This window comes from Methylobacter sp. (assembly GCF_023227905.1).
Lineage (GTDB): Bacteria > Pseudomonadota > Gammaproteobacteria > Methylococcales > Methylomonadaceae > Methylobacter_A.
The window spans coordinates 18236-34124 of the sequence record NZ_JALOCF010000030.1 but is presented as its reverse complement, the minus strand read 5'-3'; the positions used below and the strand labels follow the sequence as shown (position 1 = coordinate 34124).

At 51.1% G+C, this 15889-nt stretch carries 15 protein-coding genes and 1 pseudogene; 9 read left to right on the top strand and 7 right to left on the bottom strand.

Annotated elements, in window-relative coordinates; translation table 11 throughout:
* The first annotated feature begins 70 nt into the window (after positions 1-70).
* Positions 71-712, top strand: a complete 642-nt coding sequence (locus M0R47_RS12875) for a cytochrome c (protein ID WP_292555417.1) — start codon at positions 71-73, stop codon at positions 710-712.
* Between the two features lie 99 nt (positions 713-811).
* Entirely contained in the window at positions 812-1261 is a 450-nt protein-coding gene (locus M0R47_RS12870; RefSeq protein ID WP_292555414.1) for a DUF411 domain-containing protein, read from the top strand.
* A 14-nt stretch (positions 1262-1275) separates the two neighbouring features.
* On the opposite strand, the gene M0R47_RS12865 is transcribed toward M0R47_RS12870, so the two are convergent.
* Positions 1276-1554: a hypothetical protein gene (locus M0R47_RS12865; RefSeq protein ID WP_292555411.1), complete on the bottom strand. Its 279-nt coding sequence runs from the start codon at positions 1552-1554 to the stop codon at positions 1276-1278.
* Between the two features lie 273 nt (positions 1555-1827).
* Between M0R47_RS12865 and M0R47_RS12860 the strand changes: the two genes are divergently transcribed.
* From M0R47_RS12860 to M0R47_RS12835, 6 genes and pseudogenes are all read left to right on the top strand, one after another.
* A complete protein-coding gene (locus M0R47_RS12860) occupies positions 1828-3573 on the top strand; it encodes a copper resistance system multicopper oxidase (RefSeq protein WP_292555408.1) in 1746 nt (581 codons plus the stop codon).
* 50 nt (positions 3574-3623) lie between these two features.
* On the top strand, positions 3624-4820 hold the full coding sequence (locus M0R47_RS12855; protein WP_292555405.1) for a copper resistance protein B: 1197 nt from the start codon (positions 3624-3626) through the stop codon (positions 4818-4820).
* Between the two features lie 57 nt (positions 4821-4877).
* Positions 4878-5402, top strand: coding sequence for a DUF2934 domain-containing protein (locus tag M0R47_RS12850; RefSeq protein ID WP_292555401.1), 525 nt, complete (start codon positions 4878-4880; stop codon positions 5400-5402).
* A 310-nt stretch (positions 5403-5712) separates the two neighbouring features.
* Positions 5713-5985 (top strand): hypothetical protein, encoded by a 273-nt coding sequence (locus M0R47_RS12845; RefSeq protein ID WP_292555398.1) that lies wholly within the window; start codon positions 5713-5715, stop codon positions 5983-5985.
* Between the two features lie 25 nt (positions 5986-6010).
* Positions 6011-8671: pseudogene (locus tag M0R47_RS12840) on the top strand (cation-translocating P-type ATPase); the annotation flags it as partial.
* Between the two features lie 45 nt (positions 8672-8716).
* Positions 8717-10969 carry a copper-translocating P-type ATPase gene (locus tag M0R47_RS12835; protein ID WP_366513216.1) on the top strand — a complete coding sequence of 751 codons (2253 nt, stop codon included), beginning with the start codon at positions 8717-8719 and terminating at the stop codon, positions 10967-10969.
* On the opposite strand, the gene M0R47_RS12830 is transcribed toward M0R47_RS12835, so the two are convergent.
* From M0R47_RS12830 to M0R47_RS12820, 3 genes are all read right to left on the bottom strand, one after another.
* Complete coding sequence (locus M0R47_RS12830) at positions 10966-11163, bottom strand: hypothetical protein (protein WP_292555396.1); 198 nt, start codon at positions 11161-11163, stop codon at positions 10966-10968. The two genes, M0R47_RS12835 and M0R47_RS12830, sit on opposite strands and share 4 nt — an antisense overlap.
* 213 nt (positions 11164-11376) lie before the next feature.
* Positions 11377-12645 (bottom strand): hypothetical protein, encoded by a 1269-nt coding sequence (locus M0R47_RS12825; protein WP_292555394.1) that lies wholly within the window; start codon positions 12643-12645, stop codon positions 11377-11379.
* A gap of 136 nt (positions 12646-12781) precedes the next feature.
* Complete coding sequence (locus M0R47_RS12820; protein WP_292555391.1) at positions 12782-12955, bottom strand: hypothetical protein; 174 nt, start codon at positions 12953-12955, stop codon at positions 12782-12784.
* 105 nt (positions 12956-13060) lie between these two features.
* On the opposite strand from M0R47_RS12820, the gene M0R47_RS12815 reads away from it, so the two are divergent.
* Positions 13061-13540 (top strand): peptidylprolyl isomerase, encoded by a 480-nt coding sequence (locus M0R47_RS12815; protein WP_292555388.1) that lies wholly within the window; start codon positions 13061-13063, stop codon positions 13538-13540.
* Positions 13541-13548: 8 nt separating this feature from the next.
* Here M0R47_RS12815 and M0R47_RS12810 read toward each other — a convergent pair whose 3' ends face one another.
* Genes M0R47_RS12810 through nagZ form a run of 3 tightly spaced genes read right to left on the bottom strand, consistent with a single transcriptional unit; the run spans position 13549 to position 15831 of the window.
* Positions 13549-14277, bottom strand: a complete 729-nt coding sequence (locus tag M0R47_RS12810) for an S-methyl-5'-thioinosine phosphorylase (protein WP_292555385.1) — start codon at positions 14275-14277, stop codon at positions 13549-13551.
* 5 nt (positions 14278-14282) lie between these two features.
* Complete coding sequence (locus M0R47_RS12805) at positions 14283-14822, bottom strand: hypoxanthine-guanine phosphoribosyltransferase (protein ID WP_292555382.1); 540 nt, start codon at positions 14820-14822, stop codon at positions 14283-14285.
* On the bottom strand, positions 14815-15831 hold the full coding sequence (gene nagZ, locus M0R47_RS12800; RefSeq protein ID WP_292555380.1) for a beta-N-acetylhexosaminidase: 1017 nt from the start codon (positions 15829-15831) through the stop codon (positions 14815-14817). Before nagZ ends, M0R47_RS12805 begins: the two co-directional genes overlap by 8 nt.
* Positions 15832-15889 lie beyond the last annotated feature (58 nt).

Below are 15889 nucleotides of genomic sequence, written 5' to 3'. Positions count from 1 at the left end.
TCCGCGCGTCACTTTCCCGTTAACTGGGGTATCGTAGAATACACCTACAGACAATTTGCGGGAACTTTCCATGAAAAAAATTCTGCTGGGCGCATTGGCCGTCCTTAGCCTCGGCGCCGTAACGGTGATTGGTCTGCTCCAGGCCGGAGCGATCGATATGGCGGCCGATAAGCCCCACAGCCCCGCCGTTTATCGCCTCATTGAGTGGGCGCGGGAACAGTCCATTGCACGCAGGGCCGCCGACATTGTTCCACCGGACAACTTGTCCGATGCCGGCCGGATTCGCCGGGGCGCCGGCAACTACGACGCCATGTGCGCGAACTGCCACCTCTCACCCGGCATTGAAGATTCCGAAATACGTAAAGGCCTCTATCCGACCCCGCTGAATCTTTCCAAACCTGCAAATGCCGCCGATTCCGACCGGACGGATGCCCGCCGGTTCTGGATCGTCAAACACGGCGTCAAGGCGACCGGCATGCCGGCCTGGTCGAAAGGCGGCATGGAGGACGAGGCGATATGGGATCTGACGGCTTTCCTTAAGATCATGACTAGCCTTTCCCCTGAAGAGTATCGCCGACAAATCGAGGCCAGCAATGGGCATTCCCATATAGGTCTGGAGGGGCACGAAGCCGAAATGGGAAGCAAGTCCGACGTCGAACATCCCCACGACACAAAACCGCATTCCCACAAGCACGGCGCTCATAAGCACTGAGTAAGCCCAGAAAAATTACGTAAATGTAATGTCTTGGTCAGCCTCCCGTAAGGAACAGCTGTTTAAACTGGCCGCACTCAAATCAACCCGGAAACAGTCATGAAATCAGATCTGAAACCACATCTTCGTTCCTTATTGTTAGTCTTTCTCGTCAGCACCGGTAGCGCCTGGGCGCAAGCCGCGACGCAGGTGGAAGTGTTCAAAAATCCCCATTGCGGTTGCTGCGGAAAATGGATTGAGCACCTACAACAGAACGGTTTTCAGGTAAGCACCCGCGAAGTGAACGATGTCCCGGCAGCGCGGAAAAAACTGGGCATGCCAGATCGCCTGGGTTCCTGCCATACCGCCCAGGTCGGCGACTACATCATTGAAGGCCATGTTCCTGCCGCCGACATCCAGCGCCTGCTCAAGGAAAAACCCAATGCTCTCGGCTTGGCCGTTCCCTCCATGCCGCCCGGTTCGCCGGGCATGGAAACCGCCAAGCCAGTTCCTTATGAAACTCTGCTCGTCCAGGCGGACGGCAGCACCCGCATTTTTGCCAGTCACTAAACCCACTAAATCCACTAAACCCTAGGAGAAAACCCATGAAAAGTTTGCTTACCCCCGTCCTCGTCACCCTCGTCGCCACAGTCTTTTCTGCGCACAGCATCGCCGCTACAGACCACGACGCTCATGGTGGTCACGGCGCGATGCCCGCGCCGACTGCCGCCGAAGCCCCGCCAGTCAAGGAACCCGTGCAGAAAATCGACAAGCCGGCTGGCAAAGTCACAGCGTCCCAGGGGGTGGCACCCAACTCGAAAATTAACGCGAGTCGTTCCGGGCCAGCCCCATCTGACGGTCATGCGCACGAACATACTGACGCTAAATAAGAAATCCATACTAAATAATATTACTGAGAATCCTATGAAATATATGAAATTTGCATTAATCACCCTTTTTTTAGTCGCTGTTTCTGCGTGCGCAACAGATTCCAATAGATCTAAAGATGACAGTCGTTCATCTCGCGGCAGCGGCGGCGGACATAGCCATTAAAGTAATGGCAGCCTGAGATCCCTATTATTTCAACTTCAGGCGACCTGGGCCGAATACAATTTCTTGTCTGAGTAAGTATCATAATGAAACATATTTCCAAACCTTCGCTACTATTGCCTAATCCTTCCCGTCGGCGCTTCATTGAAGGGCTGGTCGCTGGCGGTATTCTGTTAGGGCTGCCGCCGTGGCTCAAAACGGCTCAAGCCAAGGGAACAACACAGCTCGCCGAGATACTTACCGGTACGGAATTTAACCTTACGATAGCGGAAACCCCCGTTAACTTTACCGGTGCGCAACGCGTGGCAACCACCGTTAATGGCTCGATTCCTGCGCCGACACTGCACTGGCGAGAAGGGGATACAGTGACGCTTCGCGTCACCAACCGCCTCGCCGAGGAAACGTCGATTCATTGGCACGGCATCCTCCCGCCCTATCAAATGGATGGTGTGCCGGGTATGAGCTTTAAAGGTATTGCGCCGGGGGAAACCTTCACCTATCGCTTCAAGGTGCAACAATCCGGTACCTACTGGTATCACTCCCATTCCGGCATGCAGGAGCAGACCGGATTGTACGGCGCGATTATCGTTGACCCGGTCGGCGCCGACCCGATCCGCGCCGATCGCGACTACGTGGTGCAGCTGTCCGACTGGACTGACGAAGACCCGATGCGGGTTTTCGAGAAGCTCAAAATACAAGGCGACTACTACAACTTCAACCAGCCGACGGCCGTCGATTTCTTTCATGATGCGGCTGGTGAGGGCGTTGTATCGGCTATCCAAAAGCGGCGTATGTGGAACATGATGCGCATGAATATGACCGACCTGTCGGACATTTCTGCCTATACCTATACTTACCTGATGAACGGAACCACCCCGGCCGGTAACTGGACAGGGCTATTCCGTCCGGGCGAGAAGGTGCGGCTGCGCTTCATCAACTCAGGCGCGATGACGTTTTTCGATGTGCGCATACCAGGGCTCAAGATGACAGTGGTCCAGGCCGACGCACAGAACGTCGAGCCGGTCACGGTGGACGAATTCCGCATCGGACCAGCCGAGACCTACGATGTCATCGTTACCCCAGAAGAAGGGGCTTATACCATCTTTGCCCAGTCGATGGACCGTACCGGCTATGCCCGCGGCACGCTGGCAACGCGTGCCGGCATGACGGCGGCGGTGCCTTCTCCGGATAAACCCGAACCGCTGACCATGGAGGATATGATGGGCGACATGGGCAGTGGTGAAATGGAGGGGATGAATCATGGCGGTATGGCTATGGATCACAGCGCCCACGGCATGGGCGGCGGACAGGTGCGCGTGCGCCACGCCAGTACCGAATATGGCGCCGGCGTAGACATGCGTGTGGACACGCCGCGCACCAATCTGGATGATCCCGGTATCGGCCTGCGCAACAATGGCCGCCGGGTGCTTACCTATGCCGATCTGCACACCATCGGAGGGCCGCTGGATACTAGAAAACCGGTTCGGGAAATTGAGCTTCATGTCACCGGCAACATGGAGCGTTACAGCTGGTCACTTGATGGCCTTGAGTTCGGCAAATCCACACCGGTGCATTTTCGCTATGGTGAGCGGCTGCGCGTGATTCTGGTCAATGACACGATGATGACCCATCCCATGCACCTGCATGGCATGTGGAGCGAGCTGGAAAGCCCGGACGGACGCTTCCAGGTACGCAAGCACACCATTATTGTGCAGCCGGCGCAGCGTGTCACTTTCCTCGTCACGCCCGACGGCTTGGGCCGTTGGGCGTGGCATTGCCACCTGTTCCTGCACATGCATGCGGGCATGATGCGTGAAGTGGTTGTGGCCTGAGTATGGCGAAATCAAACAGCAGTAATCGAAAAGTGGAGCAGGGAAAGATGATGAACCGTCGAGTAAATTTGATCGCCGCCTTGATGGTTCTCAAACTGTCTTCCGTCTGGGCGCAAGACCTAACGACCGTGGAAAAAGTGCGAACGAACCCCATGCACGCCGACCACCACGCCAATCGTTCCGCGCAGTCGGAGCGGAAACGGCGTAATATAAAGGCTGGGACAGAATCAAAGCCGGCTGCGGCAAAAGCATCCGAGCAGATAGAGGCTACCCAGGACATGGATCACGGCAAGATGAATCACGGTTCCATGCCGGGCATGAATCACAGCGGGATGAATCACGATGCGATGCCGGGCATGGATCATAGTGGGATGAATCACGATGCCATGCCGGGCATGGAACAAGGTGATAAGTCCGGCACGGGGGAGGGTTCAGGACATGACATGGACCATGGTGGCGCAACTTCCGGGAAAGCCGGTGACATGAGCAGCATGAATCATGGCGGCGGCGAATCCATGTCCATGCAGGGCGGCTCGGCCCCAGCCGACGCCCGCGATCCGCACGCCTATTCGGATGGCTACGACTTCGGCCCGATTCCACGGCCAAAGATGGGCGACGAAGATAACTTTGGCTCTCTGTTGGCCGATCGGCTTGAAAGTGTAACTACTCGCGGCAACACCGCCATGACCTATGACTGGCAGGCCTGGTATGGGCAGACTTATAATCGTGCACTCATCAGAGCCGAAGGCGAGATTGAGAGCGGCAAGTTTAAAGACGCACGCAACGAGTTGCTTTGGGCGCATGCGATTACCGCTTATTTGGACACGCAATTGGGTGTACGTTACGACACCGGCAAGGGCACGGATCGCGGCTGGCTCGCCTTCGGTATCCAGGGGCTATTGCCTTACTGGCTGTATGTGGAAGCGACTGCTTATGCCAACGAGCAAGGGCGCACCGCATTTCGTCTTGAAACAGAATACGACTTATTGCTGACGCAAAAGCTCATCTTGCAACCACGTATTGAGATGAATTTTTATAGCCAGCGAGACGACACGCGAGACGTGAGTAGCGGCTTGTCCAATATTGAAGCGGGTCTGCGCTTGCGTTACGAGGTTCGACGGGAATTTGCCCCCTATGTTGGCATTGAATGGGCCAGTCGATTTGGCTCGGCGGCAAATAATATACGAGCTGCCGGTAAAGATGCCGAGGAAGCGCGGCTCGTTGCCGGGGTGCGTCTCTGGTTCTGAGCCTTCGACGTTTCTCCATACGTTTGGCGATGCGTAAAAGTTAAAGAGGGTAATAAAATGAGCGATAATTCTGAATTCAACAAAATCTTGAATCCAAATAATCAAGAAAATTCAACTAACCCAAAAGGCAATAACGCGCCCATAGCGAAAGTGGACAACCATTCACAAGGACAGCCAACTTCACCAACAGAACAGCTCTTGGGAGAAAGTACACCTCGCCATCAGTGGATTTCAGTAGCGGCTTATTACAGAGCGCAAGCCAGGGGATTTGAACCCGGCAAAGAATTGGATGATTGGCTAGAGGCCGAAAAAGACTATTCAGCGATGCTGGTAACACACTATCTTTCAATGTCCGAAGAAAACGGGGGAATGACAATTTCAGGCCTGCAACAATTAGCAAAATCTATTGGTGTTCAAAACCCGGAACGTATGAGATTGGAGATCGAACTCATACAAGCCATTCAAAATATTAGTCAGCATCGTCCTTGTTTCCGATCTGAAACCCGTATGCTTTGTGGCGGTGAGGGCTGTGAATGGAGAGTTGAGTGCCGAAAACTGATCGCAGTATGGTGTCATAAATAGGGGCATCTCAATGTTTTAAAATGGTAAGCGTCCAGCCCCACCATGTAAAAGTTTTCAGCCTACCCCGTTTCCTCCTATTTTTTAAAGAGGATGAACGATGTCATTACCAACTGAACGATACATTAACAATCTGAAAAACAATGTCATTTTAACTATTGAATTACTTTGGAGAAAATCCATGAAAACACAATTACTGATTACCCTGCTTTTGGTTGTTGGTTTACTGTCCGCATGTAGCGAGATGAACCCGCATCCGATGGATATGAGCTTGGCCGTACAAAATGCGAAAACCTAAGCCGATCATGATACGTTGGCGAAACGCTATGAAGAAGCGGCCAAAGAAATGCAGCTTAAGGTTGAGGAACACAAGAAACTTCTTAGCCAATACGAGTCAAAAAGCCATTTCTACGGTAGACATGAGCAAAGTTTTAAAGACCATTGCCAGACGCTGATTAACGCCTATGAAAAAGCCGCCGAGGCGGGCTTGAGTATGGCAAATATGCATCGCCGGATGCAATGCTTCACACAAGCCAGGGGATGGGAATGTTACCATCCGTTCAGGTTATTTAGTTTTCATTGTTAATGTTAATGGAAGGAGGAACACCACTATGAACGCATGGCACAAGTTATCGGTTACCGAAGCCGCAAGCCGTCTTGCTACCGATGTGGAGCAGGGACTTGCCGATAAGGAAGTGACTGTCAGGCTTGCCCGGTATGGGCAAAATAAACTACGCAAGGGCAAGCGCGTCTCGGCTCTTATTATTTTTGTAAGCCAGTTTAAAAGTCTCGTTATTTGGGTGCTGATTGGCGCGGCGGCAGTTTCCGCAGCACTGGGCGAAACTGTAGACGGTATCGCCATCATTGCTATCGTAATCCTGAACGCGGTGATTGGTTTTATTCAGGAGTATCGTGCCGAAAAGGCAGCAGCAGCGCTGGCCCGTCTGACAGCTCCCCATTGCCGCGTGGTGCGTGGCGGCCATAGCGTGGTGGTCGCCGCAACTGAAATCGTTCCTGGCGATATCCTGCTGCTGGAAGGCGGGGATCTGGTCGCTGCGGACGCTCGCCTGATCCGGACATCAGTTCTTCGCATCAATGAAGCGCCGCTCACCGGCGAATCGCAAGCCGTAGGTAAGTTCACCGACGGCTTGCCTACGGAAACGCCACTGGCGGAGCGGAAAAACATGGTCTTCCTCGGCACCAGCGTAACGGGTGGAACCGGCCGCGCTTTGGTGGTTAATACCGGGATGGAGACGGAACTCGGCCATATTGCCACACTTCTGGAGACCGCCGAAAGCGGAGAAACCCCGCTGCAACGCCAACTTGACCGGGTAGCGCGCCTGCTGTTGTGGGCCTGTTTCGGCATAGTTGCGCTGATTTTCAGTCTCGGATTACTGCGCGGAATGACGCCGTTTGAGCTGTTCTTGAGTTCGGTGAGTCTTGCGGTCGCCGCCATTCCCGAGGGGCTGCCGGCGGTGGTGACGGTCGCTCTCGCTTTGGGTGTGCAGCGCATGGTGCGGCGTCATGCCTTGGTGCGGCACATGGCCTCGGTTGAAACGCTAGGCCGTGTTCAGGTTATCTGTACGGACAAGACCGGCACGCTGACGATGGGTGAAATGACGGCCCGCAAGTTGATTACCTCGGAACGCTTGTATCGCGTTACCGGCGAAGGTTACTCAACCGAAGGTGCATTCTTTTCCGGCAACGTGGAAAGCTTGCCGTCAAAAAGCCCCGAACTTTTTGCCTTGTTGCACGCATCGGCTGCCTGCAACGATGCCGAACTGACTCTAATAGATGACCGGCCTGTAGTAGTGGGCGATCCTACTGAAGGGGCGTTACTGGTGGCCGCTGCCAAAGGCGGTATTATCCGCGCAGCCATCGAGACTGAAATGCCGCGACTGGCTGCTGTGCCTTTCGATTCCGACCGCAAACGCATGACCGTTATCCGTAGTCAGGAGAATCATCCCTGGGCATTCGTCAAGGGTGCGCCAGAAGTTATTCTCAGCCGTTGCACCCTGATTCGTACCGACCAGGGAGTCAGGGAACTGACTGAAAGCGACCGCACCCGGCTACTCGATGCTAACACGTTACTGGCGCACGATGCCCTGCGCGTGCTTGCCGTCGCCGAGCGCCCCCTGGACGGCTTCAGTTTCGAAGAAGGCGTGACTGTAAACGATATGGAGATCGAGCAGGGACTTATCTTGTTAGGACTCATAGGCTTACAGGATCCACCCCGGGGCGAGGCGAAGGAGGCCGTGGTCAAATGCAAACGGGCAGGCATCAAAACCGTGATGATCACCGGCGATCATCCCGATACCGCACGGGCCATAGGCCATGAATTGGGCATTCTGGGCAAGGGCGACGAAGTTCTCGTAGGAGCCGAGCTTGACCGCCTGGACGACGAAGCGCTGAAGGAACGTGTATCACGGGTTTCGGTTTATGCACGGGTTACCGCCGAGCACAAGCTCCGCATTGTCCGCGCCTGGAAGGCGCAGGACGCAGTCGTGGCGATGACCGGGGACGGGGTTAACGATGCGCCTGCGATCAAGGAGGCGTCCATCGGTATCGCCATGGGCATTACCGGCACCGAGGTGACCAAGGAGGCTGCCGACATCATCATCACCGATGACAATTTTGCCTCCATTGTCGCTGCCGTAGAAGAAGGACGGGGTATTTATGACAATATCGCCAAAACCTTGGCCTATTTGTTGAGCGGCAATACCGGCGAATTGATCGTGATGCTGAGCGCGGTTCTTCTGGGCTGGCCGCTGCCGCTACTGCCGCTGCATCTTCTATGGATCAACCTGGTGACAGACGGCTTGCCGGCGCTGGCTCTGGCGACTGATCCGATTGACCCCGGCGTGTTGAATCGCCCGCCGCGACGTTCCCAAGAGGCGCTGTTCAACCGGGATTTTCTTAAGCTAACTCTATTCACCGGCTTGCTGACCGCCAGCGTCACTCTCGGCGTGTTTGCCTATGAACTCTACATCAACAACAGCCTTGAGCAAGCCCGCGATGCTGCCTTTACCGCCCTGGTGATCGACGAGTTGCTGCGCTCCTTCAGCGCACGTAGCGAACAGCGCACCATTTGGCAGATAGGCCTGTTTTCCAACATGCGATTGTTTCTGATTGTGGCAGTGAGCTTCGCCTTGCAGTTGGCGATACACCATGTTCCAATGCTGCAAACGCTGTTCCAGATCGAACCGGTTACGCTAAATCAGTGCGTGGCGTGGATCGGGGTTGGATTTATACCGCTGATTGTCCTTGAACTGAGAAAAGTCATCCGCCGCCGTCCCCGAGCAAAAAAGGATAAGACAATGACAAAATACGCTCACAAAAAAACTTATACCTGCCCCATGCACCCTGAAGTCCGTCTGGAAAATCCCGGCAACTGTCCCAAATGCGGGATGACCCTGGAGACAATGGAACCGGTGGAAAGCAAGGTTTTTGAAAGCCATGCCGAATATGTGTGTCCGATGCATCCTGAAATCATCCGCAATGAACCGGGAAACTGCCCGATTTGCGGCATGGCTCTGGAGCCGCGAACAACTGAAGTGGAAGCCGAAGATCACGAACTCAAGGATATGTCGCGACGCTTTTGGATGAGCGCTGCCTTAACCCTGCCGTTGTTCATGCTGGCCATGGGCCATGACCTGTATCCGACCGCCATACCCGATTTTCTGGATGCACGCAGGCTGCAATGGCTGCAATTAGCGCTGGCTACGCCGGTGGTGCTGTGGGGCGGCTGGACGTTTTTTGTGCGCGGCTGGGCTTCTTTGATCAATCGCAGCCTCAATATGTTCACACTGATCGCTTTGGGTATCAGCGTTGCTTGGGGCTACAGTGTGACAGCAGCATTTGCGCCGGGCATTTTTCCGCCAACCATGCGCACCCCGGACGGCATGGTGGCTGTTTATTTTGAGGCCGCCGCCGTCATTACCGCCTTGGTATTGCTGGGGCAAGTATTGGAATTACAGGCTCGAAGCCGCACCAACCAGGCTATCAAAATGTTATTGGAACTGGCGCCGAAAACAGCGCGTCGGGTGACAGGCGACGGCAAGGAAGAGGATATTCCTCTTGAACAGGTCCAACCGGGCGATCAGTTACGCATCCGGCCCGGCGAAAAAATCCCCGTTGATGGTGTCGTGCAGCAAGGCTATAGCAGTGTCGATGAATCGATGGTGACCGGTGAGCCTATTCCCGTGGAAAAAAATGTAGGGGACAGGCTGATAGGCGCTACCGTCAACAGCACTGGAAGCCTGCTGATGCGCGCCGAGAAGGTCGGCGGCGAAACGCTGTTGGCCCGGATCGTGAGGATGGTCAGCGAAGCACAGCGCAGCCGGGCGCCGATCCAGAAACTGGCGGATCTGGTTGCCGCCTGGTTTGTCCCGGCCGTTGTCATCATTGCGATCATCACGCTGATAGTCTGGTGGCAGTGGGGGCCGGAACCGCGTTTGGCGCATGCCATTGTTAATGCAGTAGCTGTACTTATTATCGCTTGCCCCTGCGCTCTCGGTCTTGCCACGCCGATGTCGATTATGGTCGGTACCGGCAAGGGCGCTCAGCTCGGAGTATTGATTAAAAATGCCGAAGCGCTGGAAATCATGGAAAAAATAGATACCTTAGTGATCGACAAAACCGGCACCCTGACCGAGGGTAAACCCCGTCTGATGTCAGTCATAGCCAGCAAGGATTTTTCCGAAGAAGACGTATTGTCTCTCGGCGCAAGCCTGGAACGAGCTAGCGAACATCCGCTTGCCGCCGCCATTGTTAAAGGCGCTGAAGAAAAGGGCATCAAGCTGACTGCCGGAGAACAATTTGAATCGGTAACCGGTAAAGGAGTTTGCGGCAGGATTTCAGGCCGTCGGGTTGCACTGGGTAATGCCCAATTAATGGTAGCGCAGAATATCGATACAGCGCCTTTACAAAAACAGGCTGACGAGCTACGCCTGGAAGGGCAGACCGTCATGTTTGTCGCCGTGGACGGCAAGCTCGGCGGATTTATCAGTGTCACCGATCCGATCAAATCGTCAACATCGGAAGCGTTGAAAGCCTTGCACGAAGCAGGAATAAAAGTCGTCATGCTGACCGGCGATAATAAAACCACCGCCAATGCAGTGGCAAAAAAACTTGGCATAGACCGGGTTGAAGCTGAAGTATTACCTGACCAGAAAACCGAAATCGTTAAACAATTGCAGGCCGAAGGCCATATCGTGGCAATGGCGGGCGACGGCATCAACGATGCGCCGGCATTGGCGCAGGCACACGTAGGTATTGCGATGGGTACGGGCACCGATGTCGCCATGGAAAGCGCGGGGGTTACGCTGGTCAAAGGCGATCTGCGTGGCATCGCCCGGGCACGGCTGTTAAGTCAAGCGACCATGAGCAATATCCGCCAGAATCTGTTCTTTGCTTTCATTTACAACGCGCTCGGCGTTCCCATTGCCGCCGGTGTGCTGTATCCGTTCTTCGGCATTTTGCTGTCACCGATGATTGCGGCGGCAGCGATGAGTTTTAGTTCGGTTTCAGTCATTATGAACGCTCTGCGACTGCGAAGATTATCGCTTTAAAACATCAGCACTCCAGCCACAATTGCCAGACAAGCTGATTTTTTCAGAAATCGCCGCTTGGCAGCAATCCAATAAATGACATTTTTAACTGGTTTTGCCGATTTTCCGTCCAACCAATTGGCCCATTTGACGGCCTTTACCAGCAAGTCAGTTTTATAGATTACGTTGTAACGATCGATCTTCGAGTGGTTCATGACCCTGTTCATAGATCGAGTATACCTGATCGGTATTAGATCGTGATTTTTAGATAAGAATCGGTGGCCGAATATAAATAAGATTTAGCGGCGGGTTTCGTAACAATATGCACATAAAATTATATTTTATAAAACTTTATGTTAACGTTTATAACTCTTGCTTCAAATTATTTTCGAATGCCCGTAAAATTTTGATTTCTATTTAAACGGTATTTATTGTATATTTTTTATAGTATCACTATGAATCCACCTTTCTATAATGTCATTCCCACTTAAACTAGACCAGCTTATTAAGTCTCCTAAAATATAGTGGCTCGAGAAGTATTCAATTTTTGAACCAGTCATATAGTCTGGAAGCATTTTTTTATAGGGTATTTTATTGTTTTTATCTAAGTAATTAATATATTCTTCAATATATTTGCAATATAATTTATTTTGAATATATGATGGCATCGCTGTATTAGAATAAAGCTTTGCGGCTACATTTTTGGCTTGATAATTTAAAATATTAAAAACAACAGGCATCGGATATTTTTTTACTAAACTAGTTAGTACTATATCCAATTTCATGTTCATGTCTATTGGTATTTTATGCTCTTTTTTAGCTTCGTTAACAAGATAATACGATTGATATAAAAGTATCGAAATTATAAGATCTGATAAAATTTCAACATCTTTTTTGGTTATGAAAGAATTATTTATCTCCTCAAAAAGTTGATCTAAGAAGCCTTCAAAAGAAGGGGAATCAGTAGGTTTTAAAAAATATACTCCAGGTTCATATAAACCACTTAAAAATGAATTAACGAAATTAATATTGTCTGAATTTAAATGCTTTTTGTTTTTGTAAATATATTCTGTCGTTTCTATTAGCAAAGGTAGATTATTATAGTCTTCATCTTTGATAACATAAATTGCTTTCTTATTAAATAATGATGATAATATATCCTTATCAATATCAGTCACACCAGTCAGATTTAGTTCTCCTTCCGAAAAGTTGATAGGTTCATTTTCGCTGGCATTCATTTCCGAAAGCATAACAAACAAAATTATTTTCTCAACATAATTAAGTGCTTGAAGATCTTCATAACTAAATTCAGGGAATATGGGTTGCTGTATTGAGGATTGGAGGATATTTATTTTTTCTAAAGCTATGAGATTTATCTCTTCTTTTTTGCAATTGTTGCAAACTTTTGGAAGTCTTTTGATTAAATTATTGAGCTCAGTTCGGCAATTTGCATTAAATTTTATTTGGCAAGACGTGCAGTTAAAGATTTGTGAATTTGATGAAATGAAACAATTGCCCTTAACGAATTTAGTGACGTGGCTTTCCTTATCAAAGTTAAGAATTCCTATTAAATCTTGCACTTTGTGTCGATAAATATTTTCTGAGCTTTGATCAAGCCGCCAATATTTATGCAGTAGTTCAGCTTCATCTTGTTTAAGAGGGTTTTCGTAACATATATAGTATTTCGTTTCTGTCATCTCGAAATTCTTCCAAATCCTTCAAATATTAATCTTAAAGTTTACTTAAAAAAAGTACATAAAGATAGTATGCATACTGTCAAAATATGATTGTTTTTTCTGTGCTTTTTTAAAAATAGTATGTTAAATGAGGTTATTAGATGTATTCTGCATTTTCCGAGCGATCGCCTTCCGCTGCCGCTGCCGATAAAGCCTGGGTAACCTCTTTGCGCTTGGTCCACAGGTCTTTCAATTCAATTTCCAGAGTTTGATAGCCTTCCGGCGTGATGTAAGGGGATGACTTTGGCCTCGGCGGTCTCCAGCGCGACATGATAGGTTTCCTGTGGATAATTATGATGGGTTAGATAATTTTTCAGACAAAATAGTTGCAACTCTTTATCATAGACGGCTTTTAAATTACGAAAAAGGTTTTATCATGCAAGTAGCTGACAATATGGCTGTCTCAATTCACTATACTTTGACTAATGATGACGGCGAAGTACTGGATAGTTCGAAAGGTGGTGAGGCCTTGGTTTATCTGCACGGTGTTGGCAACATCATTCCGGGTCTGGAAGCGGCATTGGCCGGTAAAGCCGTCGGCGACAAGTTTAATGTGCGCATTGAGGCCAAAGATGCTTATGGCGAACAACATGACGAGATGATTCAGGTAATCCCTCGGTCAATGTTTGAAGGTATTGATGAGCTTGAAGTCGGCATGATGTTCCATGCCGATGTCAGTTCCGGTTCCGGCGAAGTTACCATCGTTAAGATCGATGGCGACGATATTACCATTGACGGCAATCATCCGTTGGCGGGAACCGCCTTAACTTTTGATGTGGAAGTTGTGGACGTTAGACCGGCGACTAAAGAAGAAGCCGAGCATGGACATATCCATGGCGCGGGTTGCCACCACTAAGCCTCAAGCTAACCCACAAAAGCTTTCAGTAATTCAGCGGTATCCGCCATGCCTTTATGGAGGTGCCGCTCAATTTCTTCCATGGTTATTTCCCCTTCCGATTTTCCTGCGGCCCAATTGGCGACTACGTTGAGTGCGGCATAATCCATACCGAGTTCTTTGGCTAAGGCGGCTTCCGGCATGCCGGTCATGCCGACCAGGTCGCAGCCGTCTCTTTCCATACGCTGGATTTCTGCGGCGGTTTCCAGGCGAGGGCCTTGGGTGCAGCCGTAGGTGCCTATCGGGCTGATCTTTATGTTGACTTTAGCGGCGGCGCTGATCAGGCGGGAACGCAGTTTTTGGCTGTACGGACAGGTAAAGTCTATGTGCGTGACTGTCTCATCTTCAAAAAAAGTATGCATGCGGCCATAGCTGTAATCAATAATCTGGTCCGGGATGGCGATATGCGCTGGAACCATTTCGCTGGTAATGCCACCCACTGCGGCGACAGCAATGATCTGCTCAACGCCAAGCTGCTTAAGACCCCAGATATTAGCCTGATAATTTATTTTGTGCGGAGCAATGGTGTGCGGATTGCCGTGTCTAGCCAGGAAGATAATCCGGGTATTGTTCAATTCCCCGGTAACAAACTCGGCAGATGGCGAACCGTAAGGCGTGCTCAGCTGTTCGCGTTTGATGATGGTTAAATCGCTAAGTTGGGTCAGGCCGGTGCCGCCGATAATGGCTAGTTGAGTCATGATGTTTATTCCTTGCAGGCGTAAATGCCCGGTGCGTTGCGTAAATAGCCTTTGTAGTCCATGCCGTAGCCGAACACATAACGGTTTTCCACTTTCAGCCCGATAAAATCGGCGGTGATTGGCTTTTGATGGTCGAGTATTTTATCCACCAGCACGGCGCTGTAAACGGCTGTCGCGCCTTGTTCCCGGCAATATTGATAAATTGCTTGAAGAGTGATGCCTTCATCTAGAATGTCGTCCACGAGCAGTACCGTACGGCCTTTAAGCGATGTTACCGGTTTAACCAGCCATTCGATACTGCCGCCCGAGGTCAGGTTTTGGTAGCGGCTGGCGTTAATTGCATCAATGGTTAGGGGGATGCTTAACCGGGTCAGTAACTTGCCAAAGGTGACGATGCCGCCGTTCATGACGCAGAGTAATAGCGGATTGTGATCGGCAAGCGCAATGTTGATTTGCTGAGCCATTTTATCGATGGCGGTTTCAATTTCCTGTTCGCTGTGCAGCAAATCGGCGGTGGCCTGGACGTGTTTGATTTCTTCAAGCATGGTTATAGGTATTGTTGATGAGAGTGGATAATTGCTGCCATTTTTCAGTATGCGTCAGCTGTTCGCGGTTCATCTGCGGTTTGCCCTGCATACGACTAAGCCGCTGTTCCCTGACGGGGTCTTGGCTTATCGGCAAGGCCTCAAGCACCTGCTCGGCGGCGGCCGGATTATTGCAAACCAGGATCATGTCGCACCCGGCCAATTGCGCCAGTCTAGCGCGTTCCGGGAAGTCGCCGACCGATGCCGCGCCTTCCATGCTCAAGTCGTCGCTGAACACGGTGCCGTTGAAGTTCAATTCCTTGCGTAAAATCTGCTGTATCCAGAACGGCGAAAAGCCGGCCGGATTCGGGTCGATTTTTGGGTAGACTACATGCGCAGGCATGATGCCTTCCAAGCCTTCCTCGATCAGTTGTTTAAAGGGCAGCAAGTCTTTTGCCCTGATGCTGTCCAGGTCTCTTTCGTCAATCGGCAGGGTCAGGTGTGAGTCCAAAGCCACTGCGCCGTGTCCGGGGAAATGCTTTCCGGTTGCGGCCATGCCCGCTTCATTCATGCCTTTTCTAAATGAGCTTGAAAGGCGTGTAGCAAGGGTCGGATCGGTTGAAAACGAACGGTTGCCGATGATTTCGCTAACGCCGCAATCAATATCAAGGACCGGGGCAAAGCTGAAATCAACGCCGACAGCCAGTAATTCAGCGGCCATCAGCCAGCCTGCCGATTCCGCCAGTTCAGGGCTTTGCGTATAGCTGACCGCAGGCGGCAAACGGGTGAAGCCGTGCTGGAAGCGTTGCACTCTGCCGCCTTCCTGATCGACAGCGATCAGTATGTTGCCATTACGCGCCGCGCGAATTTGATTAATCAACTCGGTAACTTGTTCGGGATCTTGATAATTGCGCGAAAAAAGAATGACTGCTCCGGTGTTGGGATGATTGATCTTTTCTTTTTCGTCTTGTGCCAGGGTTAAGCCTGCAACGTCCAGCATTATCGGGCCGATGGGGAGATTAGTTGTCATTACCTTGTCAGTATTGGATTTGGTTTAAAATTGATGGGCTTGGCCTTATACTAGGCCA

Coding starts and splice junctions, on each gene's coding strand:
- M0R47_RS12865 (WP_292555411.1), bottom strand. CDS start 1,554: ATGACCGTCAGATGGGGCTGGCCCGGAACGACTCGCGTTAATTTTCGA.
- M0R47_RS12825 (WP_292555394.1), bottom strand. CDS start 12,645: ATGACAGAAACGAAATACTATATATGTTACGAAAACCCTCTTAAACAA.
- M0R47_RS12830 (WP_292555396.1), bottom strand. CDS start 11,163: ATGAACCACTCGAAGATCGATCGTTACAACGTAATCTATAAAACTGAC.
- M0R47_RS12810 (WP_292555385.1), bottom strand. CDS start 14,277: ATGACTCAACTAGCCATTATCGGCGGCACCGGCCTGACCCAACTTAGC.
- M0R47_RS12850 (WP_292555401.1), top strand. CDS start 4,878: ATGAGCGATAATTCTGAATTCAACAAAATCTTGAATCCAAATAATCAA.
- M0R47_RS12815 (WP_292555388.1), top strand. CDS start 13,061: ATGCAAGTAGCTGACAATATGGCTGTCTCAATTCACTATACTTTGACT.
- M0R47_RS12835 (WP_366513216.1), top strand. CDS start 8,717: ATGACAAAATACGCTCACAAAAAAACTTATACCTGCCCCATGCACCCT.
- M0R47_RS12875 (WP_292555417.1), top strand. CDS start 71: ATGAAAAAAATTCTGCTGGGCGCATTGGCCGTCCTTAGCCTCGGCGCC.
- M0R47_RS12855 (WP_292555405.1), top strand. CDS start 3,624: ATGAACCGTCGAGTAAATTTGATCGCCGCCTTGATGGTTCTCAAACTG.
- M0R47_RS12870 (WP_292555414.1), top strand. CDS start 812: ATGAAATCAGATCTGAAACCACATCTTCGTTCCTTATTGTTAGTCTTT.
- M0R47_RS12820 (WP_292555391.1), bottom strand. CDS start 12,955: ATGTCGCGCTGGAGACCGCCGAGGCCAAAGTCATCCCCTTACATCACG.
- nagZ (WP_292555380.1), bottom strand. CDS start 15,831: ATGACAACTAATCTCCCCATCGGCCCGATAATGCTGGACGTTGCAGGC.
- M0R47_RS12805 (WP_292555382.1), bottom strand. CDS start 14,822: ATGCTTGAAGAAATCAAACACGTCCAGGCCACCGCCGATTTGCTGCAC.
- M0R47_RS12860 (WP_292555408.1), top strand. CDS start 1,828: ATGAAACATATTTCCAAACCTTCGCTACTATTGCCTAATCCTTCCCGT.